This window comes from Candidatus Pelagibacter sp. HIMB1505, from assembly GCF_052047915.1.
GTDB classification, from domain to species: Bacteria; Pseudomonadota; Alphaproteobacteria; order Pelagibacterales; family Pelagibacteraceae; genus Pelagibacter; species Pelagibacter communis_A.
This window is the reverse complement of the sequence record NZ_JBNAIR010000002.1, coordinates 16,937-38,845: the sequence shown is the minus strand read 5'-3', so window position 1 is coordinate 38,845 and position 21,909 is coordinate 16,937. Positions and strand designations below refer to the sequence as shown.

Genomic DNA, 21,909 nt, shown 5'->3' with positions numbered 1-21,909 from the left:
ATGGCGCGCCTGCTAGGAGTCGAACCCAGAACCTCCTGATCCGAAGTCAGGCGCTCTATCCAGTTGAGCTACAAGCGCATATAATATTAATATAGTATTTTATGGAAAAAAAAATAACTTTAATTGTATGTGATGGAGATCAAAACACCAGAGTTGATACTTTTATCAATAAGCACAACAAAGAAATTAGTAGAACTAGAATAAAAAATTTAATCTTAGATCAGAATTTAAAGATTAATAACAAAATTATTAAAGATCCATCTAAAAAATTAATGCTTTATGATAAAATTTCTATTCAAATTCCAGAACCTAAAAAAACTTCTTTAAAACCTTTCAATTATAATCTTAATATTGTTTATGAAGATGATGATCTTTTAGTAATAAATAAACCAGCTGGTATTGTAATGCATCCTGGAGCTGGCAACTATGATAATACAATAGTAAACGCTTTAATAAATTATGATAAAGAGTTATCAACTAGTATTGGAGATGAGCTTAGACCTGGAATTGTTCACAGAATTGATAAAAATACTTCTGGCTTAGTAGTCATTGCAAAAAATAACTTTACACATGAAAATTTATCCAATCAATTTAATAAACATTCAATTTTAAGATCATATCAATTACTCATTTGGGGAAAGCTAAGACCAAGCACAGGTAGAATTGAAACATTTATTACAAGGAGTTCAAAAAATCGACAAATGATGGAAGCAAGCCTTACAAAAGGAAAAAAAGCAATTACAAATTACAAAACATTAGAAATTTTTGAAAATAAAAACACACCCACTTTAACTTTTTTAGAATGTAAATTGGAAACAGGTAGAACACATCAAATTCGGGTTCATATGAATTATTTAGGTAATAGTATAGTTGGAGATGATAAGTACAAAAAAAAATTCAAGAAAATTAAAAATATTGATGAAGAACTAAATAATCTTCTTTTAGGACTAGACAGACAATTCTTGCATGCAAAAACATTAGGTTTTTTTCACCCAAAAAAAAATGAAGAGATGGTTTTTACCTCAAATTTGCCACATGAGCTTGATATAGTTATAAAAAAGCTGAGAAAACTAAATAACTAAATTATTGAAATAACTAAATAATTAATTACATAGACAGTCAATGAGCATAGCAATGAACAATAATTTACCAATTCTAAGTAATGAAGGTGGATTATCTGCATACTTAGATCAGATAAAAAAATTTCCAATGCTTGATGCTGAGGAAGAATATATGCTGGCCAAAAATTGGAAAACTACAGGAAATATTAAAGCTGCTGAAAAACTAGTTACTAGTCATCTTAGATTAGTTGCTAAAATAGCGATGGGTTATAAGGGATATGGTTTGCCTGTGAATGAGATGATTTCAGAGGGAAATGTAGGATTAATGCAAGCTGTTAAAAAATTTGAACCTGAAAAAGGTTTTAGGCTAGCAACATATGCAATGTGGTGGATAAAAGCCTCAATACAAGAATACATTCTTAGATCTTGGAGCTTGGTTAAAATAGGAACCACTACAGCCCAAAAAAAACTATTTTTTAATTTAAAAAAGCTCAAAAATCAAATTGCACCTCAATCTGAAGGTGATCTTAGGGATGAGCATGTAAATGAGATAGCCAACAAACTTGATGTTAGTAAAGATGAGGTTGTTTCAATGAATAGGAGACTTTCTGGTAAAGAGTTTTCCTTAAATGCTCAAGTTGGAGAAGATGGAGATGAATGGCAAGACTGGTTGGTAGATAAAGAATTAGATCATGACCTTAAATTTGCTCATCAAGAAGAGATGGAGCAAAGAAAAGATCTACTTAAAAATTCAATAAAAGTTTTAAATGAAAGAGAAAGAGAAATTCTTTATTCCAGAAGATTAAATGATAATCCGACTACCTTGGAAGATTTGAGTAAGAAGTACAAAGTAAGTAGAGAAAGAGTTAGACAAATAGAAAATAAAGCTTTTGAAAAATTACAAAAGCACATGCTTTTATTAGCTAAATCTAAAAATCTTCTACCAGTAAATTAAATTTCAAAAGGATTCTCAACAAGTATTGTATCATCTCTCTCTGGACTAGTTGAGATGCTAGATATTTTTGCTCCAATAAATTCCTCTATTGCAAAAATATATTTTTTTGCATTATCTGGTAAGTCATTAATATTTTTAATTCCATTTGTCGAAGTTTTCCATCCTGAAAAAGTTTTGTAAATAGGTTTAATTTTTAATTGATCTTCAACAGCTGCAGGTAAATAATCTATTTTTTTTCCATCTAAATCGTACTCTACACAAATTTTAATCTCATCTAACTCATCTAATACGTCAAGTTTAGTAAGTGCTATACCGTCAATACCTGACACTTTCATAGTTTGTCGTACTAAAACTCCATCAAACCAACCGCATCGTCTTTTTCTACTTGTAACTGTACCAAATTCTTTGCCTCTAGTTCCTAGTAACTCTCCTATATTGTCTTCAAGTTCTGTCGGAAATGGTCCCTCCCCAACTCTAGTTGTGTAAGCTTTTGTTATACCAAGAACATAATTAATTGAGTTTGGTCCACAACCAGTACCAGTAGCAGCACTCGAAGCTACAGTGTTTGAAGATGTAACAAACGGATAAGTACCATGATCTACATCAAGCAAGATACCTTGAGCACCCTCAAATAAAATTCTTTTCTTTTGTTTTTTAAATTGATCAATCTTTAACCATACTGGTTGAGAAAATTTTAGTATTTCTGGAGCTATTTTTAATAAATCTTTTTTTAATTGATCTTTTTCAAAAATTTTTTTTCCTAAACCTTTTCTGATTGCATTATGGTGCAATAGAACTGTTTCTAGCCTCTGATCTAAATTTTTTTCAGATCTTAAATCCATAACTCGGATTGAGCGTCTACCCACTTTGTCCTCATAAGCAGGACCAATTCCTCTTCTAGTGGTTCCAATTTTACTTTTTCCAGCAGCGTCTTCTCTTATTTCATCCATCTCTCTATGGAATGGCAAAATTAAATTTGCTGCTTCAGATATCATTAAGTTTTCTGGACTTACATCTACACCTTTTTGCTTAATCTCTTCTATTTCATCCAAAAGAGCCCATGGATCAATAACCACTCCATTACCAATAACTGATGTTTTGTTTTTTCTAACAATACCTGAAGGTAAAAGTCGAAGCTTATATGTCACTCCATCAATTACAAGAGTATGGCCAGCATTATGACCACCTTGAAACCTAACTACTACATCAGCTTGTTCTGACAGCCAATCGACTATTTTTCCTTTGCCTTCGTCTCCCCACTGTGAACCAACAACTACAATATTTTTCATTACTTATACAGTCTATTTAACTCAATTGAAGTCAGGTGGTTTATTGGACCATTACCTTTTCCAATTTTTGGGTTTGTTAATATTGCAGAATTTACATATTTAATTCCAAGCTCACAAGATTTCTTTATGGCTTTTCCACATGAGAAAAATGAAGTGATTGCCGTTGACAAAGTACAACCAGTGCCATGAGTGTTAAAAGTTTTTATTCTTTTGCTGTTAAATATTTTAATCTCTTCTTTATTTACAAAAATATCATGAACTTTTTTAGCCTCTAAATGACCACCTTTAATAAGAATATTTGATGCACCAGATTGCATCAGCTTATGAGCTGCAAATATCATGTCCTCTTTAGAATTTATTTTTACACCTGTTAGAATTTCAGCTTCTGGAATATTGGGTGTTATCAAAGAAACTTCTTTTAAAAGTTTTTTTTTCATCAATTGAATAGCATCATCACTTATTAGTTTAGCGCCACCTTTAGCAACCATCACTGGATCTAAAATAATATTTTTTATTTTCAATTTTTTTAATGAAAGAATAACTTTTTTAATAACTTCAGATGAGTGTAGCATACCAATTTTTATAGCATCTGGTCTAATATCTTTTCCTGTATGAATAATTTGATCATATATTTCTTGAGGCGGCAAAGGTACTACTGACTTTACACCTTTGGTATTCTGCACTGTCACAGCCGTTATCGCTGTCATTGCATAAGACCCTAAACAAGTTGCAGTTTTTATATCTGCCTGAATACCAGCACCACCTGATGAGTCAGAACCTGCTATTATCAAAATTTTTGATTTTATTTTCAATTATATCAACTTATCAGTTATTGTTTTTATAGATTTTTTTAAGAGATTTATATTTTCACTTTCACCCATTACTCTGATTACAGGTTCAGTTCCTGATTTTCGCACCAAAATTCTTCCTTGGCCTTTTATAATTTCTTTGGAAGATTTAATTGCTTTTTTTACTTTTGGTTCATTTAGAACATTTTCTTTTTTACATTTAATATTCTTTAAAATTTGAGGTGTTTTTTTGAAAACATTAAAAAAAGTACTAGCTTTTATTTTTCCATTTAACGCTTTAACTGCCTCAAGAGCAACTAATAGACCATCACCAGTTGTTGCATATTTACCAAGAATAATATGTCCTGACTGTTCGCCACCTAAATTAAATTTATTTTTTTGCATAAGTTCTTTAACATATTTATCTCCAACTTTGGCTCTTATGAACTTTATGTTATTTTGTTTAAAAAATTTTTCTAATCCATAGTTAGACATTAGAGTTCCAACTACTCCTCCTTTTAAAATTTTTTTCCTTTTCCATTGTAAAGCAATTGCTGCTATTATTTGATCTCCATCAATAATTGAGCCTTTTTCGTCACACATAATTATTCTATCTGCATCTCCATCAAAAGATATGCCAAGATTTGCTTTATGTTTTATTACTGTTTTCTGGATTAATTCAGGATATGTTGAGCCACATTTTTTATTTATATTAAAACCATTTGGCTTATCGCCTATAAGTATGATTTTAGCATTTAATGATTTAAATAATTTCGGTGCTGCCTTGTAACCAGCTCCATTTGCGCAATCTAATACTATTTTAATTCTTTTAAGATTGATTTTTTTATTAATTCTTTTTTTTATAATTTTTAAATAAACATTTGTGCCTGTCTCTAATCGCTTAACCCTACCAAGCAAATTATTAAAGGTTAGATTTTTTCTGATATCTTGATCAATTAATCTTTCTATTTTATTTTCAATTTTATTGGATAACTTTAATCCATCAGGACCAAACAATTTTAATCCATTATCATAAAATTGATTATGTGATGCTGTTATCATTATTCCCATATTTGCATTCATAGATTTTGTTAACATCGCTAATGCATTGGTGGGTAAAGGCCCCATTGTAAAAACATGCATGCCCGCTGAAGTCAAACCTGAAACTAAAGCAGGTTCCAATGTATATCCAGATAATCTTGTATCTTTGGCAATAATTGCTGTTTGTTTTTTTTTCCTCAAATTTGTGAAATATTTGCCAGCTGCTAAACCAAATTTAAAAAACATATCACCATTAATATGTTTGCTATTAACTCTGCCTCTTATCCCGTCTGTACCAAAGTATTTCATTATTATTTATCTAATTAGTTCTTGATATACTTTTAAACTCTGCCTCATCTCATTAACATCATGCACTCGCAATATTTGAACACCTTGTTTCAAAGCAAACAATCCAGAGCTTATTGTTCCGCCTAATCTGTTGTGACTGTCATTTTCCTTTGATATTTCCTTAATAAATCTTTTTCTAGAAATTCCAAGTAATATTGGAAATCCCAAACTATGATATATTGAAATATTCTTAAGTATTTTAAGGTTATGATTTAAATTTTTTCCAAAACCTATACCTGGATCTAGGATAATTTTATTATGTTTTATTCCTGATTTTCTTAAATATTCTATCTTTTGTTCAAAAAAATCATAGATGTCTAATATAACATTTTTGTATTTTGGATTTGATTGCATAACCTCGGGATCACCTAATGAATGCTGTAAGACAAACGGAGCATTTGATTTTCTTAGAACATTGATTGTTTCTTGATCATAATTAAGTCCAGAAACATCATTTATAATCTTTGCTCCTAATGATAAACTTTTTTTCATAATTGCAGATTTACGTGTATCTATAGAAATTAGTTTATTTTTTTTAATCTTTTTTAAAACTTTATCTATTCTGCTCCATTCTAATTTTTCACTAATCGCTTTAGAGCCAGGTCGTGTTGACTCTCCTCCAATATCAACAATACTTGCGCCATTTTTAAATAACTTTAACATTTGTTTATTTGCTTTCGCAGCGCTTATATATTTTCCACCATCAGAAAAACTATCAGGAGTAATATTTAAAACTCCCATTAGATGAAATTTATTGAAATCTAAATTATCAAAATTTTTGATTTTTCTTGTTATTGTTAAAAGATCTTTTTTAACTTTTAATTTTATTTTTTTTGGTAATTTATTAATTTGACTAATTGTTATCTTCTTTACTTTTTTTCTTGATATGATTTCAATATGATCAAAAGAGATGTCTGCTCTATTGTTTAATGGTAAAGCTTTTTTTAATTTGATTTTATTTTTTGAATTTTTACCATAATAGAAATTACACGCTCTTGTGTAATATCTAGTCATAAAATTTTAATGAACAATTTTAGGCTTAAGACCCATTGCACTCAAAGCAGAACCTTTTTCATCTTCAATTTTTAAATCTTGCTTATCAGCAGGATATATATTCTTGTTAATCAAATTCTCTATCTCCTCACCAGAAAGAGTCTCATAGGTTAAAAGCGCTTTTGCGAGTTTATGAAGGTCATCAATTTTTTCTGTTAATACTTTTCTTGCTCTCTCATAGCCTTTATCAACAATTTTTCTAATTTCAGAGTCCACTTTTCTAGCAGTTTCTTCAGACATGTTTTGTTGTTTTGCAACAGACCTTCCAAGAAAAACTTCTTCCTCGTTTTCTCCATAAGCAACAGGGCCAAGTTCTTTACTTAAACCTGCTTTCATAACCATTGCTCGCGCCCTTCTTGTTGCTTGTTCTATGTCGCTTGCAGCTCCAGTTGTAACTTTATCATCTCCAAAAATTATTTCCTCAGCCACTCTTCCACCCATTGCTATAGCTAATTGAGCATGTAGCTGTTCTCTTGTTTGTGAAAGCTCATCTCTTTCGGGTAATTGCATCACCATACCTAACGCTCTTCCTCTTGGAATAATTGTAGCTTTATGTATAGGATAGGCTGCACTCTCATTTATAGTTACTATCGCATGGCCGGCTTCATGATAAGCTGTCAGAGTTTTTTCTTCCTCTGTCATAACCATAGATCTTCTCTCAGATCCCATCATTACTTTATCTTTTGCCTCCTCGAACTCGTTCAATGTAACTATTCTTTTGTTTTTTCTAGCTGCTAATAATGCGGCTTCATTTACTAAATTGGCTAAATCAGCACCTGAAAATCCTGGAGTGCCTCTTGCGATAGTTCTTAAATTCACATCTGGTGCCATCTTTATTTTTTTTACATGCACTTTTAATATTTTCTCTCTTCCAATAATATCTGGGTTTGAGACAACTACTTGTCTATCAAATCTTCCTGGTCTTAATAAAGCAGGATCAAGAACATCAGGTCTATTTGTTGCTGCAATGATAATTACACCCTCGTTAGTATCAAATCCGTCCATTTCAACTAACAACTGGTTTAATGTTTGCTCTCTTTCATCATTACCACCTCCCAAACCGGCTCCTCTACTTCTTCCTACTGCATCAATTTCATCTATAAAAATTATACAAGGAGAATTTTTCTTTCCTTGTTCAAACATATCTCTAACTCTTGATGCTCCTACACCAACAAACATTTCAACAAAGTCAGATCCAGAAATAGTAAAGAAAGGTACACCTGCCTCACCAGCAATTGCTCTAGCTAATAATGTTTTACCTGTACCTGGAGGACCCACTAGCAATGCACCTCTAGGAATTTTTCCACCAAGTCTGCTAAATTTTTTAGGGTCTTTTAAAAACTCAACAATTTCCTCTACTTCTTCTTTTGCCTCTTCTACTCCTGCAACATCATTAAAAGTTACTTTACCTTTTAATTCATTCATCATTTTAGCTTTGGATCTACCAAAGCCCATTGCACCACCTTTACCACCTTGCATTTGACGCATGAAAAAGATCCAAACAGCAATTAGTAATAACATTGGAAACCACGATAAAAGTACTCCAAATAATGAAGGCATTTTTTCTTCAATAGGAGCAGCGGAAATACTTACGCCTTTATCAGATAATTTTTCAATCAAATTTGGATCATTTGGAGCATATGTAGAAAAACTATTTCCATTTGAATATACACCTTTTATATTATTACCTTGAATTTCTACTTTTAAAATTTCTCCGTTATCAACTGATGTTAAGAATTCTGAAAATATAATTTGATTCCCACCTCTAATATTGGACTGAGGATTTTTGAACATATTATAAAGTCCAATAGTCAAAAAAACTATTATAGCCCACATAGCTAAATTTTTTAAATTCATAGGATTAAGATAAGAATTATTCTAAATTAAACAAGAGTGAATATTAGTATTCTTTAGCAATTATTACAGTCTGATTTACCTTTTTAATAATGCAATTTGCCAAAGTTTCCTTTTTAAAAGCCCTCTTTTGAATTAATTGAAGAATATAATCAATTTTCTTTCCTCTAGGAGAAAAATAATTTCCTCCTATATTTTTTAAAGAGTCTGAAAAAGATCTAAAAACAACCTCATAAGGAGTTTTAAAGAATGCTTCATTTAAAATTAATCTTTTATTTTTTTTATCAAAATACGAATTTTGTTTTTTATTTTGCTCAGTATAAAATTTAATAACTTGATCTGAACTTTTCAAATTTTTTAAGGTCAAAGATAATTTATCATTTTTGAGACCATTATTTTTAAACTTTTCAATTATTTTTCTGACTTTTATTCTTGTAAAATTAATGTTTTCATTTGATGGATCTTTAACAAAAAAATTAAAAACATGATTTGAAATATATTCCAATTGTTTTTTTTCAAATTCAAGCAGTGGTCTGATTAAGGTTATCTCATTAATGGTTGTTTTTTTTTCAAGAGAAACTAACCCTCTTAAGCCGCTACCTCTTATCATTCTTATAAAAAAGTTTTCAATCAAATCTTCTGAGTGATGTCCCAAAATCAAATTTGAAATTTTTGAACTTTTGCATTCTGAAAATAATAATTTATACCTTTTTTTTCTTGCTAAAGATTGAATATTGCTCGAAGGTTTTTTTCCTCTCCAGGTAAGTATTTCAAGATTAATAGCAAAATTTTTTAAAATTTTTTTTACTTTTTTGGCTTCTAATTCAGATTCTCTTCTTAACCTGTGATCAACAATAAAATATTTGCAGATTAAATTATATTTAAGTGCAAAAATCTTAGTAAGAAAAGCTAAAGCAAGACTGTCTGGACCTCCTGATATGGCTACAGCAAAATTTTCTTTAATTTGAAAATTTTTTTCAAATTTTTTAAATAAATCTTTTATTTTTTTGTTAGATAATTTTAATACTAAGTTATGAGTTTTGGTTACATTCAAATTTTTGAGACTCATATTTTGCTTTTTGGATAACAGATTGATTTGCTTTTGGATATTGTTTTTCAACACCATTAATCATTTTGCATCCTTGATCCTTTTCTCCAATTTGCACCATCGAAACTCCAAGTTTAAGTAAATTTACTGGAGCTTTTTCACCCTGTGGATATTTTTGATATCCCTCTAAATAAGCTGCTGCTGCATCTGTATATAATTGTCTAATTCTAAAAGTTTCAGCATACCAATATTGAGCGTTACCAGCTAACTGATGCTCTGGATTAGATACAACAAATTCTCTGAAGGCTCTTTCTGCTGTTGGATAATCCCCAACTTTTAAGAAACTAGTTGCAAATTCATATTGCTTATCTGGAGATTCATTGGGCAAAATTTTTTCCTCCGCCTGAAAAGTTTCAGTAACTATAGAAGCAGTTGTTTCGACTGACTCAATTTTTTGAGATGTTTCATTTGAGGCTGTATCTTTATATGATATGGAACCTAAATCTTGTGGTGTTGACGAGCCAGGCAAAATATTTTCCTGAGTTGTATTCTTTGTAATTTTTTTTATTCCTTCACCAGAATTCATAGCCATTTCTATATCTTGAAATCTAATTTGATTGTCTGCTTGAACTTTTGATAATCTATTAGATAATTTATCAAGTTTAAAATTTATTTCTTCAAACTTATTTGTAAGCTGTTGAAATTGATTTTCGATCTCTGAAAGTTTTAATAAATGTCTAGTTAAAACATCTTCTGAGTTATTTTCAAAATTTGAAGAAGTTGTTGTGTTATTATTAAGTTCTATTGAACCTGAATAAACTGCTTTTTCTAATGTCTTTATATCTTTTTGAATTAATTCTAGTGTTTCATAAATATTATGGTTATCAGCTAATAAACTTTGCGCCCCAAAAAAATTTAATAAGATTAATGATTTAATTAAAAATAACTTTTTAAGTCTCATTACATTTAGTTATGTTTATAATGATGGCAAAAAAAAGACCCCTTAACCTAACTTGGTGTAAGAGGTCTTAAAATTTTTAGAAATATTTATTAATTTGCTTTAACCGTAACGGCTCTTCTATTTTTTGACCAAGCTAATGGGTTAGATCCTGAGTCAACTGGTCTCTCTTTACCATAACTTAGAACAGAGATTCTGTCAGAAGAAATACCATAGGTCATTAGGTAATCTTTAGCAGCATTTGCTCTTCTTTCTCCTAACGCTAAGTTATATTCTCTTGTACCTCTTTCGTCAGCATGACCTTCAAGTACCACTGTTACATCTGAATTTTTTCTTAACCATGCAGCTTGTTTTCTTAAAGTCTCTCTTGAAGCAGTCGTTAAAACTGACTCATTCGTTGCAAAGAAAACTCTATCTGGAACACCTGATGCTAAATATTCAACTGTATCTGTTCCTGTGTAAACATCACTCTGCATTTGTCCTGTTGAAACTTTTTTTGTTGCACAAGCACTTAGTGCAAAACAAGCTAAAAGAATTAAAAGTGTATTTTTTAAAATTTTGTTTAATTTCATTATTGCTCCTTAATCAATATTTCTAAATATAATAATTTCACACCTAACTAGACGTTTCAAGCTTAAAAATCAAGTGTTTTAGGATTAATTAGTTAATAATGATGACCATGATGGGTCAGACCCATCTGATGGTGTTTTTACCATTCTCTCATTATAACCTGTTAGATCAATAGACCATAATTTAGCGGAAAATCCCTCTCCATTAGCATCTGTTTTTGTTTCTCTATAAAAAATTAAAACTCTTCCATTTGGAGACCACGAGGGAGCCTCTTGATAAAAATTTTCTGTTAGCAGTCTTTCGCCAGTTCCATCCGTCCTCATCACGCCAATATAAAATTTACCTTTATGTAGTTTTGTAAATGCTATTAAGTCACCCCTAGGAGACCAAACAGGTGTTCCATAAATTCCATTTCCAAAAGAAATTCTCTTAACATTACTGCCGTCAGCTCTCATGACATATATTTGCTGATAACCACTTCTATCAGAATTAAAACAAATAAACTTTCCATCAGGTGAATATGATGGTGAGGTGTCTATAGAAGGATGATTGGTAATTTTTTCTACAATTCTATTTTCAAGGTCCATTGTATAAATATCAGAATTTCCATCCTTAGCAAAACTCATAATAATTTTTTTTCCATCAGGAGAAAAACGTGGTGCAAAAGTCATACCTGGAAAATCTCCCACAACCTCTTGCATGCCAGTTTCAATATCTAAAAGATAAACTCGAGGTAAATTTCTAAAATAAGATAGATATGTTACCATTTGGCTAGTTGGATTAAATCTTGGTGTTAAAACCAATTCATTACCTAAAGTTAAAAATTTATTATTTGCACCATCTTGATCCATTATAGCTAGTTTTTTTATTCTATTGGTTTTTGGTCCTTCCTCGGCTACATAAATAATTCTTGTGTCAAAATATCCTTTTTCACCAGTCAATCTTTCATATACTTTATCAGAAATTATATGACCAACCCTTCTCCAGTTAGTTGGAACAGTTGTAAAAGCAAGAGCCATCATTTCTTTACCAGCTAATACATCCCATAATCTAAATTCTACTCTTAATTTGTCTTCAACATTAGTCACTTTACCTGTAATTAATGCTTGGGCTTTAATTAAATTCCAATCTTCAAATCTAGGTTTTAAGTTTGCAATATCAGGAGCTTGTAAAAAAGCATCTTTATTAAGTGGATTAAATAGTCCTGAGGTTCTTAAATTGTTTTCAACAATCATAGAGATTTCATCACCAATATTTTTTTTCTTAAGTAGTTTTTCGAAACGTTTTTTTGATTCATCATCTATTGATAATGGAGATACTGCTAAAGGAAGTGGGTTTAGATTTCCTCTTGTAATATCTACTTCAATTAAACTGTAAGATTTTATTATTGTTAGTAATAGTATTGAAATTGACAATAAGATAAGCTTTAAGTTTTTCATAATTAACCTTCTAACATTTCCCTTGCATCAAAATTTAATTGTAGCTCTTTCCATCTTTCATAACCAGTTGTTGGTACTCTTAAAGGTTGACACAATTTAACAGCTCTAAGTGCACTTTCAGCTAAAACTTTATAAAATCCCTGTCCAGGCCTATTCATTCTAGCATGATCTAAAATTTCAGATTTGCTAACGGATCCATCAGGTTTTAATTCAAGTTTAATTCTCACTAATAAATTTTCATTATAAGGTAAACCAAGTGGAATACTCCAACAACCAAAAATCTGTGCTTTTAATGCGTCTTCTTCACTTAAAGTAAGTCCTGTATTTTCAAAATTTTTAACCTGATCTTGAGTAACTTGGTCTGTATTATTTACCTCTAAAGCTGTTTCCTCTTTAGATTTATCTATTAATGCAGCAATATTATTAGGATCAAATAATTCTTCTTTTTCAAACTCAGATACTTGTTTTACTTCATTATCAACTTTCTCTGGATTTTGAGTATCATCTTTTACTTTCTCAACCTTTTTTACATTTTCTTCTGGCATTGGAACAGAATCTGGTTTTTTCTTCTTAACTTTCTTGGGAGGGGCTTGCTCAGAGACTAATTTCTTCTCTTTTTCCTTAACTTTCTCAATAATTTTCTTAGCTTTTGGAGCAAAAGGTATATTAGTTTTCTCTGTGATTTGAATTAGTTCAACAGAAACTATTGGGGGTAAATCAATTGCTTTTTTGGATAAAAACGGAAGACTAATTGCTGTTAAAATTATTATGAATAAATGAAAAACAGAAGATAAGATTATGCTTCTATTCATTAAATTATTACCTCTCTTTATAAGGCTCTGAAATCAACGCTACTTTAGTGAAACCGGATCCTGAAAGAAGTCCCATGATTTCTAAAACTCTTCCATAATTTATTGTTTTATCGCCTCTAACATAAATACGAGTATCTGTTCTATTTTTAGATACAGCCAGAACTTTAGCTATTATCTTTTCATACTCAACTTTAGACTCTTGAATAAAAATTTCTCCTTTTGAATTTATAGTCAAAGTTAGTGGCTCTTGTTCTTCTGGTAATGAGTCTGCGGAACTCTCTGGCAAATCAACCTGAACACCAACAGTTAATAGGGGAGCTGTAACCATAAAAATAATTAATAAAACTAACATCACATCTACAAATGGTGTTACATTAATCTCACTCATTGGTTCTTTTGATGAACGATTAAATTTAAAAGCCATTTGGTAAACTAAATAATTGATAGAAATCTTTTTGAGAAACTTTCTAATTTTTGAGAGTATTTTCTACTATCATTATTAAATCTATTATAAGCAACAACTGCAGGTATTGCTGCTAGTAATCCAAGCGCTGTTGCAAATAACGCTTCTGCTATTCCAGGTGCAACAATTGCAAGACTGGTATTTCTGGATATTGCTATGGATTGAAAAGAATTCATGATCCCCCATACAGTTCCAAATAAACCTATGAAGGGAGCTGTTGATCCAACTGTTGCCAAAAAAGTAAAACCTTTTTCAATTTTAGAAATTTGTTTTTCAATTCCAACTTCTAAAATTCCACCCATTTTTTCTACTAAATTTGTTTTTGATTTAGATTTAAGTAAACCTTGCATAGATTCTTTAAATAAAGCCGCCATGGGATCTTCTACATCAGAAGGCAGACTATTATAAAAAGTTTCTGCAGATTTTGATCTCCAAAACTTTTCTTCGAATTCTTCTGAAGAAAGATTTATTTTTTTAAACATCTTTATTTTATCAAAAATGATCGCCCAAGAATAAATTGAGCAAGCAATCAAAGAGATAATTACTGTTTTTACAATTATATCTGCTTTTAAAAATAAGTTTATTAAAGAGAAATCTGCACTAGATGCTAAGCCTACTGCTTGAGATGATATATCTGCTTCCATTCAAAACTATTCACACTGAAATGTGTCATCAATTTGTTCTAAAAACTTTGACTATTCCTCATTTCTAAATGTCTCAAAGAAAAAGCTAGCAATCAATATTGCATCAGCCTTATTTGAATCTTTTTTTTTTGCTAAATTAGATGAAAAATAGGGAAATATCTCAATAGCCTTTGTTCTGCTGGCATCTTTTTCTGAATTAATCAAATTAAAATATTTTTTCCACTTTGCAGGTCTTACAAAATACATAGGAAGTTGCATAGCCGAACATATTCCTTTTAATATTCCAAATGATTGTCCAAAATTAAACATGCTGGTAACTCCTTGACCAGGCATAGCTGAAACCTGTTCAATTACGACTTTGATATCGTTTTTATCTATTTTTTCTGTTCTATCTTTTATCTCATTATAAATCTGAGATCCGTTAACTTGTTTTTTATTTTTTTTTCCTTCTGTCATAGTTGGCATTTCGACTACATCTAAAATTCTTCCGTCTATAAGAAAACAAATTGATCCTGATATACCTGGATCTATTCCAATTATTAGCATTAGTTACTCTCCTAAATCTGCATTTGAAAAAATATTTTGAACATCGTCGTCATCATCAAGTGCTTCAAAAAATTCAATAAGTTTTTCTTTTTGTTCGCCTACAACTTTAACATTATTAAGAGGTACCCATTCAATTTCAGTTGAAATGAAATTCATTATTTTTTTTTCTAAATTTTTTTTTACATTGTAAATTTCATTCATTGGACACTGTATTTCATGAACGTTTTCTTTTGTTATACACTCATCTGCTCCAGCTTCTATTGCTAACTCAAGTATTTCTTCCTCTGAAATTTCTTTTTTATCAATTTTAATTACTCCCATCTGATTAAAATTATGTGATGCTGATCCTTGAGTACCAAGGCTACCTCCAGCTTTTTGAAAAATTGTTCTTATATTAGACGCTGTTCTATTTTTATTATCAGTTAACGTCTCAACTATTACAGCAACTCTTTCAGGCCCAAATCCCTCATATCTAAGGTCTTCAAAATTTGAAGCTGTATTGACTGAAGATTTATCAATTGCTCTTTCTATATTATCTTTAGGCATGTTAGCAGACCTTGCAGCTTGAATTGCTGATCTTAGTCTTGGATTCATTGCTGGATCTTTATCTCCAAGCTTAGCTGCTACAGTAATTTCTTTTGAGAGTTTTGAAAATATTTTTGATCTTTGTTTATCAGCTTTTCCTTTTTTATGTTTAATACCTGCCCAATGTGAATGTCCTGCCATGATTTATAATGTGTTTTTTAATTGTCCGCCAAAGATATAACTTTCTACATGTTTTGAAAGACCAGTTTTCAAATCACATTCAACAATAACACCGCTCAAAGTTGCTTCTCCAACAGCAGGGAAATGTTTTGTTGAATTTTCTTTAAGAAATCTATTAATTGAATTCTCTTTATTCATACCAATTACAGAATCATAATCTCCACACATACCAGCATCAGTTTGATAAGCAGTTCCATTTTTTAAAATCCGAGCATCGTTAGTTGGAATATGGGTGTGTGTTCCAACTACTAAAGTTGCTTTTCCATCAAAATAATGACCAATAGCATTTTTTTCACTAGTTATTTCTCCATGAAAATCTACGATCAATAAATCATAGTCTTCTTTTAGTGTATGTTCTTTTAAAAACTTTTTTGAAGTTTCAAAAACATCGTCACATTTTTTCATAAACACATTTCCCATTAAATTTAAAACACCAATATTAATATTTTCAGAGGTTTTATAAATTTCAAAACCTTTTCCAGGAGATGGTTCAAACAAATTATATGGCCTTAAAAGTCTATTTTCTTTTTCAATAAAGCTCATTATTTCTTTTTGATCCCAAACATGATTTCCAGATGTAATCACGTCTACACCACAATTAAAAAAATCTTTACAATTATCCTCTGTAAGTCCAACTCCAGGTTCTGCAGAATTTTCACCATTTACTATAACAAAATCTATTTTTTTTTTTTGAATTTCTGATTTGAGATTATTTAAAATTTTTGAGCTCCCAGATATCCCAACCACGTCGCCTAAAAATAATATTTTCATAAAATAATCTTTTTTTCTGTAATTATGCAATCAAGTTTTTGATCAAATTTATTTATTGGTAAATTTTTAACACCTTGAAAAGAAAAGCCCACACCAATTTTGAATATTTTCTTATCTAATTTTACTTTTGATAAATATCTATCATAATATCCACCACCATAACCTAGTCGATTAAACTGACTATCAAAACCCACTAAAGGTATTAACAAAATATCTGGATCAATTTTTTTGTTAGAAATTGGCTCAGGTATTCCATAACTATTAATTTTTAAAGGATCAGATTTAGACCATTGAAAAAAATTCATTTCATTATTTTTTAAAATTTTTGGCAGCGAAAGAATATAATTCTCATTATCTAATGCCTCTAAAATATTTAAGATGTCTAATTCATAATTAAATGGATAATAACAACCAATTACTTTCGAACTTAAATTTTGTTTTTCTATTAACTTAAAAAGTTTATTGGGATTTAGTGAAATATTAGTTATGTAATTTTTTTTTCTTAAATTTATTAATTTTTTTCTAATAGCTGACTTATTCACTGGAAATTAAGATAATCTTTCTAAATCAGTTTTATCTATAAAATTTGAAATCTCGTCTGTAGTTTGATCTATTATTTTTTCATAATTTTTTTGATTATTTTCAATTTCAATTTTTAAATTATCATGTCTATCTTTTAGTTGATTTATTTCCTCTTCTTTCTTATCTCTGTAGTCATAGACCAAGCTTTTTAATTCTCTAAATTTATTTGAAAGTTCCTTCAATTCATTTTTTTTTTGTTCAACTTTTTTCTTTGTTTCATGATATTCATCCATAACTTTAACAGCTGTAATCAAAAGCAATTTATTTTCTCCTAAATTTCCAAGATCATTTTTCAACTCATTAAATTTTTTATTTAATTGTATCAAAAGCTCTTCTAGATGCTCTTCTTGCCCATCATCACATGATAGCAAAAACTCTTTACCATTAAATTTAATACTTACGTTTGCCATTTGTCTATTTCCTCTAACAAGGTATCTGTTTCTTGATTTAATTCATCTATTTTTTCAGAAAATTCAATTTGTTTTCTTTCTTCTAGCTTTTGATTATTTTTTATTTCTTCTATTTTCTTTGACAATAACTCATAGTCCTCTTTTAAAATTTTATATTTGTCCTCAATTTCTTTCTTTTCAATTTCTAATTGATTTTTTTTATTTTTTAATTCTTCAATATTGTTGTCTAATTCTGGGTTTTTAAAACTTAAATTTTTGAGTTTATTTAAAACTGTATTTAATTTTTTTTCTTTTTCAGTTAAGGAATTCATATATATATATTTATAATATTAAATAGATTCTTCTAAGTCTACACAGGATAATTTTGAGCAAACAACACCATAACCTAACTAACTGTATAAGATTTTTATCTATTGATGCGGTTCAAAAGGCAAATTCAGGGCATCCTGGAATGCCAATGGGTATGGCAGATGTTGTTACAGTTTTGTTTCAAAAATTTTTAAGGTTTAATCCTAAAAATCCAAACTGGTTAAATAGAGACAGATTTGTATTATCTGCAGGTCATGGATCAATGTTGCTGTATTCTCTTCTATATCTTACTGGCTACAAAAGCATCTCTCTAAGAGACATAAAGAACTTTAGACAACTTAATTCCATTTGTGCTGGACACCCTGAATATCATTCAGGTAGTGGAATAGAGACAACTACAGGACCACTTGGACAAGGGATTGGCAATGCTGTTGGAATGGCTTTAGCACAATCAATATTAGATCATAAAATAGGAAAAAATATATTTAACCATAAAACATATGTTCTAGCTGGTGATGGATGTTTAATGGAAGGTATAAGCCACGAAGCTATGAGTTTGGCAGGACATCTTAAACTTAAAAACTTGATCATGCTTTTTGATAATAATTCAATTTCAATTGATGGACCAACAAGTTTAGCTGTTTCAGATAATTTTAAAAAAAGATTTGAAAGCTATGGTTGGGATTACATTAATATTAATGGACATAATCCTAAAGAAATTTTTAGAGCATTAAAAAAAGTGCAAAATGCAAAAAAACCAACAGTAATTTCATGTAAAACAAAAATTGGTTATGGATCACCAAATAAATCTGGAAAGGCTTCATCGCATGGAAGTCCTTTAGGAACTGATGAAATTAGTCTTGTTAGAAATAAACTTCAATGGCCTCACAAGCCATTTGACATACCCAAAAAATTATTAAATGAATGGAGGAAGATTGGTCAAAGAGGTTCTATTATAGAAAAAAAATGGAATAAAATTTATCAAAAAAACAAATCCAGAATTAATAAAATATTAAATCAAAATTTTACAAAAGAATTTAAAAAAGAAAAATTAATTGCAGCTCAAGAATTAAAACCACTAGCATCAAGAAAGGCTTCTGAGAAAACTTTAATAGCATTAACAAATAAAGAAAATTCATTAGTAGGTGGATCAGCAGATTTAGCTGGTTCTAATAATACTAAAACAAAAACTCAAAAAATAATAGAACCTGGTAAATTTGCTGGAAACTATATTCATTACGGAGTTAGAGAACACGCGATGGCAGCCATCATGAATGGTTTAGCGTTACATAGTAAATTTATTCCATATGGTGGGACTTTTTTAATTTTTTCAGATTATTGTAAACCTTCCATTAGATTGTCAGCCTTAATGGAAAAGCAGGTTGTGTATGTAATGACACATGACTCAATTGGTCTGGGAGAAGATGGGCCAACTCATCAACCGATAGAACAATTATCTGGTTTAAGATCTATTCCAAATCTAAATGTATTAAGACCTGCAGATAGAATGGAGACAATCGAATGTTGGGAAATTGCGTTAAAGAATAAAAATACACCTAGCGTATTATCATTGACTAGACAGAATTTAGACCCAGTAAGATTGAGGTTTTCCAATACCAATAAGTGTGCACTAGGTGCATATGAAATTCTAAGATCAAACAAGAAAATTACTATAGCAATATTAGCAAGTGGTTCAGAAGTAAATCTTGCTAAAAAAGTTTGTAAAAACTTAGCAAAACATAAAATATATTCAAAAGTAATATCTGTTCCATGCCAAGAGATATTTGATGATCAAAGTCAAAGTTATAAAAACAAAATTTTGAAAGAAACAAAATATATTTTCTCAATTGAGGCTGGAAGAACAGAATGTTGGAATAAATATGTTGGTAAAAATGGATTAACTTTTGGTATAGAAGATTTTGGTAAAAGTGCACCTTTTGAAGATATTTATAATCATTTTGGTTTATCAGTAAAAAATGTTTCATCTAAAATTAAAAATTTTTTAAGGAGATAAGTTATGACTATCAAAGTTGGAATTAATGGAATGGGCAGGATTGGACGAATGGTCTTGCGATCAATTATAGAAAGCAACAATAAAAATATAGAAATTAAGCATATAAATAACCGAACTGGTCCTGAAGCATGCTCAACATTAATAAAATATGACTCTATTCATGGAAAATTCAATGCTGAAATTAAATTTGATGAAAATCATCTAATAATTAATGGGACTAAGATATTATTTACAAAAGAAACTAACTTAGAAAATATTGATTGGAAAAAATCAGAAGTTGACTATGTGTTTGAGTGCACTGGCAAATTTAATTCCAAAGATAAACTTCTACCACATTTAAATAATGGGGCAAAAAAAGTTATTGTATCCGCACCATGTAAAAATGCTGATAAAACTGTTGTGTTTGGAGTAAATGAGAGTGAGATAAATGTCGAGGATAAAATAATTTCTGCAGCATCATGTACAACTAATTGTTTGGCTCCAGCAGCTTATGTTTTGAATAATAAATTTGAAATTGAAAAAGGTTTTATGACCACAATTCATGCATTTACAAGTGATCAGAGAATATTAGATAATTCTCATAAAGATCCAAGAAGAGCAAGATCTGCAAGCCAATCAATAGTTCCAACGTCTACAGGTGCTTCAAAAGCTATTGGGGAAATCATTCCTTCACTTAAAGGTAAATTAGAAGGTGTTGCAATGAGAGTTCCTACGCCAAACGTTTCTTTAGTCGAACTAGTTTTTTGTACAAAGAAAAGTTTAACTGTAAACTCAATTAATAATTCGTTTCAAGAATATATAGATAAACAAAAAAAATCTGTTTTAGATTTAACTTTTGAAAAACTTGTCTCAATAGATTTCAATCACAACTCTGCATCATCAATAATAGATGGATCATTAACAAATGTTGTTGGAGATTATATGGGTAAAATTTCAGCTTGGTATGATAACGAATGGGGTTTTTCAAATAGAATGTGTGATATAGCTGAGTATTTACACAAAAATACTTAATGAAAAATATTGAAGACCAAAAAAACCTTTTGGGTAAGAAGGTATTATTAAGATTAGATTTAAATGTGCCTTTACAAGATGGTATTATTAAAGATGATACAAGGATAAATAAAATCCTACCAACTTTAAAATTTCTAATACAAAAACAAGCAAAAATTATAATTATTTCTCACGTTGGTAGACCAAAAGGGAAAATAGTTCCAGCTTTATCTATGAGACCGATTTGCACTAATCTAACAGAGAAATTAAACCAGAAAATAAATTTAATAACGGATGATATTAGAAAAATAGAAAATAAAGATTTATTTAGAAATATTGATGGAAATATTTTAGTATTAGAAAATATTAGATTTTACCCAGAAGAAGAGAAGAATAATTCTAATTTTTCCCAACATTTAGCGTCATTTGCTGATGTGTACATTAATGATGCATTTTCATGTTCTCATAGAGCACATGCATCAGTCACAAGTATTACAAAATTTTTGCCTTCCTATTGTGGACTGCAATTTAATTCAGAAGTTACAGCATTAAAAAAAGTAACATCAGAAATTGAAAAACCAATTACTTGCATAATTGGTGGATCAAAAATCTCAACAAAAATTGGTATAATAAAAAATTTAATTCCTAAGTTTGATAATATTATTATTGTGGGTGGGATGGCTAATAATATTTTAAGTTATAGAGATATTAAGATTGGAAAATCAATTTATGAAGAAAACTGTAATGAAATTGTTAAAAATATTTTTGAAACATCAAAACAATATTCTTGTTCGATAATTTATCCAGAAGATGTAATTACTTCAAAAAGCTTAGATGGAAAACCTGAGCCAAAAGAATTAAATGATATAAGTGATGATGATATGATTTTAGATATAGGCGAAAAAACTATTAAAAAAATTGATAACTTAATTAATTCGAGTAAGACAATTTTGTGGAATGGTCCTGCTGGATACTTTGAAAATAATGATTTTGCTAATGGTAGCTTTCAAATCGCAAAATCTATTGTTAAAAATCATAAATCAAATTCTATTTATTCAGTTGCAGGTGGAGGTGATACAATTTCGGTACTTAACAAAATTAATGCAATTGAAGGCTTTAATTTTATTTCAACTGCAGGTGGAGCTTTTTTAGAATATCTTGAAGGAAAAGAAATTCCTGGTATAAGCGCTCTCAATTAA

The 21,909-nt window shown here is 29.7% G+C and carries 23 protein-coding genes and 1 tRNA gene; 5 read left to right on the top strand and 19 right to left on the bottom strand.

Annotated features, from left to right (window positions below; genetic code table 11):
* Nucleotide 1: 1 nt before the first annotated feature.
* A tRNA-Arg gene (locus tag ACTTAU_RS06550) sits at nucleotides 2-78 on the bottom strand.
* Nucleotides 79-101: 23 nt separating this feature from the next.
* On the opposite strand from ACTTAU_RS06550, the gene ACTTAU_RS06545 reads away from it, so the two are divergent.
* The gene (locus ACTTAU_RS06545) at nucleotides 102-1,082 is read left to right on the top strand and encodes an RluA family pseudouridine synthase (RefSeq protein WP_438304317.1); all 981 of its coding nucleotides are present in this window, start codon (nucleotides 102-104) and stop codon (nucleotides 1,080-1,082) included.
* Between the two features lie 52 nt (nucleotides 1,083-1,134).
* Nucleotides 1,135-2,016 carry an RNA polymerase sigma factor RpoH gene (gene rpoH, locus ACTTAU_RS06540; protein ID WP_438304319.1) on the top strand — a complete coding sequence of 294 codons (882 nt, stop codon included), beginning with the start codon at nucleotides 1,135-1,137 and terminating at the stop codon, nucleotides 2,014-2,016.
* On the opposite strand, the gene ACTTAU_RS06535 is transcribed toward rpoH, so the two are convergent.
* The 18 genes from ACTTAU_RS06535 to ACTTAU_RS06450 form a co-directional block, all read right to left on the bottom strand.
* Complete coding sequence (locus tag ACTTAU_RS06535) at nucleotides 2,013-3,305, bottom strand: adenylosuccinate synthase (protein ID WP_438304321.1); 1,293 nt, start codon at nucleotides 3,303-3,305, stop codon at nucleotides 2,013-2,015. The two genes, rpoH and ACTTAU_RS06535, sit on opposite strands and share 4 nt — an antisense overlap.
* Nucleotides 3,305-4,117, bottom strand: coding sequence for a bifunctional hydroxymethylpyrimidine kinase/phosphomethylpyrimidine kinase (gene thiD, locus ACTTAU_RS06530; RefSeq protein ID WP_438304323.1), 813 nt, complete (start codon nucleotides 4,115-4,117; stop codon nucleotides 3,305-3,307). Before thiD ends, ACTTAU_RS06535 begins: the two co-directional genes overlap by 1 nt.
* Entirely contained in the window at nucleotides 4,118-5,443 is a 1,326-nt protein-coding gene (glmM, locus tag ACTTAU_RS06525; RefSeq protein WP_438304326.1) for a phosphoglucosamine mutase, read from the bottom strand.
* 6 nt (nucleotides 5,444-5,449) lie between these two features.
* The gene (gene folP / locus ACTTAU_RS06520) at nucleotides 5,450-6,496 is read right to left on the bottom strand and encodes a dihydropteroate synthase (RefSeq protein WP_438304328.1); all 1,047 of its coding nucleotides are present in this window, start codon (nucleotides 6,494-6,496) and stop codon (nucleotides 5,450-5,452) included.
* A 6-nt stretch (nucleotides 6,497-6,502) separates the two neighbouring features.
* Complete coding sequence (ftsH, locus tag ACTTAU_RS06515; protein ID WP_438304330.1) at nucleotides 6,503-8,392, bottom strand: ATP-dependent zinc metalloprotease FtsH; 1,890 nt, start codon at nucleotides 8,390-8,392, stop codon at nucleotides 6,503-6,505.
* 43 nt (nucleotides 8,393-8,435) lie between these two features.
* Complete coding sequence (tilS, locus tag ACTTAU_RS06510) at nucleotides 8,436-9,458, bottom strand: tRNA lysidine(34) synthetase TilS (RefSeq protein ID WP_438304331.1); 1,023 nt, start codon at nucleotides 9,456-9,458, stop codon at nucleotides 8,436-8,438.
* Nucleotides 9,421-10,398 carry a tol-pal system protein YbgF gene (ybgF, locus tag ACTTAU_RS06505; RefSeq protein ID WP_438304332.1) on the bottom strand — a complete coding sequence of 326 codons (978 nt, stop codon included), beginning with the start codon at nucleotides 10,396-10,398 and terminating at the stop codon, nucleotides 9,421-9,423. Before ybgF ends, tilS begins: the two co-directional genes overlap by 38 nt.
* 89 nt (nucleotides 10,399-10,487) lie before the next feature.
* Entirely contained in the window at nucleotides 10,488-10,967 is a 480-nt protein-coding gene (gene pal, locus ACTTAU_RS06500) for a peptidoglycan-associated lipoprotein Pal (protein WP_438304334.1), read from the bottom strand.
* Between the two features lie 84 nt (nucleotides 10,968-11,051).
* Nucleotides 11,052-12,404, bottom strand: a complete 1,353-nt coding sequence (tolB, locus tag ACTTAU_RS06495; protein ID WP_438304335.1) for a Tol-Pal system beta propeller repeat protein TolB — start codon at nucleotides 12,402-12,404, stop codon at nucleotides 11,052-11,054.
* 2 nt (nucleotides 12,405-12,406) lie between these two features.
* Nucleotides 12,407-13,216 (bottom strand): cell envelope biogenesis protein TolA, encoded by an 810-nt coding sequence (locus ACTTAU_RS06490; RefSeq protein ID WP_438304336.1) that lies wholly within the window; start codon nucleotides 13,214-13,216, stop codon nucleotides 12,407-12,409.
* A gap of 7 nt (nucleotides 13,217-13,223) precedes the next feature.
* Nucleotides 13,224-13,640, bottom strand: a complete 417-nt coding sequence (gene tolR / locus ACTTAU_RS06485) for a protein TolR (RefSeq protein ID WP_085114691.1) — start codon at nucleotides 13,638-13,640, stop codon at nucleotides 13,224-13,226.
* Between the two features lie 8 nt (nucleotides 13,641-13,648).
* Nucleotides 13,649-14,323, bottom strand: coding sequence for a protein TolQ (tolQ, locus tag ACTTAU_RS06480; RefSeq protein ID WP_438304338.1), 675 nt, complete (start codon nucleotides 14,321-14,323; stop codon nucleotides 13,649-13,651).
* Between the two features lie 51 nt (nucleotides 14,324-14,374).
* Nucleotides 14,375-14,869 carry a crossover junction endodeoxyribonuclease gene (locus tag ACTTAU_RS06475; RefSeq protein WP_438304341.1) on the bottom strand — a complete coding sequence of 165 codons (495 nt, stop codon included), beginning with the start codon at nucleotides 14,867-14,869 and terminating at the stop codon, nucleotides 14,375-14,377.
* Between the two features lie 3 nt (nucleotides 14,870-14,872).
* Nucleotides 14,873-15,595, bottom strand: a complete 723-nt coding sequence (locus tag ACTTAU_RS06470) for a YebC/PmpR family DNA-binding transcriptional regulator (protein WP_438304343.1) — start codon at nucleotides 15,593-15,595, stop codon at nucleotides 14,873-14,875.
* A gap of 3 nt (nucleotides 15,596-15,598) precedes the next feature.
* Entirely contained in the window at nucleotides 15,599-16,405 is an 807-nt protein-coding gene (locus ACTTAU_RS06465) for a TIGR00282 family metallophosphoesterase (RefSeq protein WP_438304344.1), read from the bottom strand.
* A complete protein-coding gene (locus ACTTAU_RS06460; protein ID WP_438304346.1) occupies nucleotides 16,402-16,947 on the bottom strand; it encodes a 5-formyltetrahydrofolate cyclo-ligase in 546 nt (181 codons plus the stop codon). Before ACTTAU_RS06460 ends, ACTTAU_RS06465 begins: the two co-directional genes overlap by 4 nt.
* A 6-nt stretch (nucleotides 16,948-16,953) precedes the next feature.
* The gene (gene zapA / locus ACTTAU_RS06455) at nucleotides 16,954-17,397 is read right to left on the bottom strand and encodes a cell division protein ZapA (RefSeq protein ID WP_085114696.1); all 444 of its coding nucleotides are present in this window, start codon (nucleotides 17,395-17,397) and stop codon (nucleotides 16,954-16,956) included.
* Nucleotides 17,385-17,708 carry a 5-formyltetrahydrofolate cyclo-ligase gene (locus tag ACTTAU_RS06450; RefSeq protein ID WP_085114697.1) on the bottom strand — a complete coding sequence of 108 codons (324 nt, stop codon included), beginning with the start codon at nucleotides 17,706-17,708 and terminating at the stop codon, nucleotides 17,385-17,387. The genes zapA and ACTTAU_RS06450 overlap by 13 nt, the downstream gene beginning before the upstream one ends.
* 53 nt (nucleotides 17,709-17,761) lie before the next feature.
* Between ACTTAU_RS06450 and tkt the strand changes: the two genes are divergently transcribed.
* Genes tkt through ACTTAU_RS06435 form a run of 3 tightly spaced genes read left to right on the top strand, consistent with a single transcriptional unit; the run spans nucleotide 17,762 to nucleotide 21,909 of the window.
* The gene (tkt, locus tag ACTTAU_RS06445) at nucleotides 17,762-19,720 is read left to right on the top strand and encodes a transketolase (protein ID WP_438304348.1); all 1,959 of its coding nucleotides are present in this window, start codon (nucleotides 17,762-17,764) and stop codon (nucleotides 19,718-19,720) included.
* A 3-nt stretch (nucleotides 19,721-19,723) separates the two neighbouring features.
* Complete coding sequence (gap, locus tag ACTTAU_RS06440) at nucleotides 19,724-20,731, top strand: type I glyceraldehyde-3-phosphate dehydrogenase (protein WP_438304350.1); 1,008 nt, start codon at nucleotides 19,724-19,726, stop codon at nucleotides 20,729-20,731.
* Nucleotides 20,731-21,909 carry a phosphoglycerate kinase gene (locus ACTTAU_RS06435; protein ID WP_438304353.1) on the top strand — a complete coding sequence of 393 codons (1,179 nt, stop codon included), beginning with the start codon at nucleotides 20,731-20,733 and terminating at the stop codon, nucleotides 21,907-21,909. The genes gap and ACTTAU_RS06435 overlap by 1 nt, the downstream gene beginning before the upstream one ends.

Bases quoted from the DNA above. Each gene is read 5' to 3' on its own strand.
- folP (WP_438304328.1), bottom strand. From the start codon at position 6,496: ATGACTAGATATTACACAAGAGCGTGTAATTTCTATTATGGTAAAAAT.
- ACTTAU_RS06490 (WP_438304336.1), bottom strand. From the start codon at position 13,216: ATGAATAGAAGCATAATCTTATCTTCTGTTTTTCATTTATTCATAATA.
- ACTTAU_RS06465 (WP_438304344.1), bottom strand. From the start codon at position 16,405: ATGAAAATATTATTTTTAGGCGACGTGGTTGGGATATCTGGGAGCTCA.
- zapA (WP_085114696.1), bottom strand. From the start codon at position 17,397: ATGGCAAACGTAAGTATTAAATTTAATGGTAAAGAGTTTTTGCTATCA.
- ftsH (WP_438304330.1), bottom strand. From the start codon at position 8,392: ATGAATTTAAAAAATTTAGCTATGTGGGCTATAATAGTTTTTTTGACT.
- ACTTAU_RS06545 (WP_438304317.1), top strand. From the start codon at position 102: ATGGAAAAAAAAATAACTTTAATTGTATGTGATGGAGATCAAAACACC.
- ybgF (WP_438304332.1), bottom strand. From the start codon at position 10,398: ATGAGACTTAAAAAGTTATTTTTAATTAAATCATTAATCTTATTAAAT.
- ACTTAU_RS06450 (WP_085114697.1), bottom strand. From the start codon at position 17,708: ATGAATTCCTTAACTGAAAAAGAAAAAAAATTAAATACAGTTTTAAAT.
- ACTTAU_RS06470 (WP_438304343.1), bottom strand. From the start codon at position 15,595: ATGGCAGGACATTCACATTGGGCAGGTATTAAACATAAAAAAGGAAAA.
- tilS (WP_438304331.1), bottom strand. From the start codon at position 9,458: ATGAGTCTCAAAAATTTGAATGTAACCAAAACTCATAACTTAGTATTA.
- ACTTAU_RS06475 (WP_438304341.1), bottom strand. From the start codon at position 14,869: ATGCTAATAATTGGAATAGATCCAGGTATATCAGGATCAATTTGTTTT.
- tolR (WP_085114691.1), bottom strand. From the start codon at position 13,640: ATGGCTTTTAAATTTAATCGTTCATCAAAAGAACCAATGAGTGAGATT.
- pal (WP_438304334.1), bottom strand. From the start codon at position 10,967: ATGAAATTAAACAAAATTTTAAAAAATACACTTTTAATTCTTTTAGCT.
- gap (WP_438304350.1), top strand. From the start codon at position 19,724: ATGACTATCAAAGTTGGAATTAATGGAATGGGCAGGATTGGACGAATG.
- glmM (WP_438304326.1), bottom strand. From the start codon at position 5,443: ATGAAATACTTTGGTACAGACGGGATAAGAGGCAGAGTTAATAGCAAA.
- tolQ (WP_438304338.1), bottom strand. From the start codon at position 14,323: ATGGAAGCAGATATATCATCTCAAGCAGTAGGCTTAGCATCTAGTGCA.
- ACTTAU_RS06535 (WP_438304321.1), bottom strand. From the start codon at position 3,305: ATGAAAAATATTGTAGTTGTTGGTTCACAGTGGGGAGACGAAGGCAAA.
- rpoH (WP_438304319.1), top strand. From the start codon at position 1,135: ATGAACAATAATTTACCAATTCTAAGTAATGAAGGTGGATTATCTGCA.
- ACTTAU_RS06435 (WP_438304353.1), top strand. From the start codon at position 20,731: ATGAAAAATATTGAAGACCAAAAAAACCTTTTGGGTAAGAAGGTATTA.
- tolB (WP_438304335.1), bottom strand. From the start codon at position 12,404: ATGAAAAACTTAAAGCTTATCTTATTGTCAATTTCAATACTATTACTA.